At 69.9% G+C, this 718-nt stretch carries 1 protein-coding gene; it reads left to right on the top strand.

The genetic code is table 11. The annotated features are described in order from the left end of the window. Positions 1–203: 203 nt before the first annotated feature. Positions 204–718 (top strand): MarR family winged helix-turn-helix transcriptional regulator (locus D7V93_RS43740; protein WP_147451714.1); only part of this gene is annotated, 515 nt, incomplete at its 3' end.

Here is a 718-nt window from a genome sequence, read left to right as displayed (position 1 = left end):
CCCCGGGGAGCCCGCATGACACACCCGGACAAACCCCGAGGGCAGCCCTTGCGTCAGCGCCGCCAGTCCCGGCGCCAAGCGAGCGGCCCCGTCCTGCGGCGGGCAGTGTGCTCAGGATTTTGGTGGCACCGGCAAGCCGACGCGCTAGGACACGCGCACATGGCGGAAAGACAGGGAGGCAGTAGGTGAAGGAGGATGCATCCATGAAGGACTCACAAGTCCCGGAGTCAGCAGGTCCGGACGGCGGCAGGTCCCGGGTGCCACAGCTCGGTGATGTGCTGGAGTTCATGCGCCTGCTCTGGGGCGTGGACCACGGCCTCCAGTCCACCTCCAAGCGCATGGAGTCCACCCTGGGACTCACCGGCCCGCAGCGGCTGGTCATCCGCCTGGTCGGTCGCTTTCCGGGCATCACCGCCGGCACGCTCGCGCAGATCCTCCACGTGCACCCCAGCACGCTCACCGGGGTGCTCAAGCGCCTGGAGAAGCGCGGCCTGCTGGAGCGCAAGTCGGATCCGCTCGACGGCCGCAAGGCCCTCTTCGCGCTCACCGACTCCGGCCGCACCCTGGACGTGCCCTCCGAAGGCACCGTGGAGTCCGCAGTGCAGCGCGTGCTTGCCCGCATGCCCCGCGACCGCATCGTCTTCACCCAGGAAGTGCTCACCGCGCTCGCCGAGGAGCTGGGAGGCATCCCCATGGCCGAGCACGTCGCCCTGCCCAC

Origin of the sequence: Corallococcus llansteffanensis (assembly GCF_003612055.1) — a bacterium.
GTDB lineage: Bacteria > Myxococcota > Myxococcia > Myxococcales > Myxococcaceae > Corallococcus > Corallococcus llansteffanensis.
Note: the sequence above shows the minus strand (reverse complement) of the source record. Positions and strands in the feature narration are given on the sequence as shown.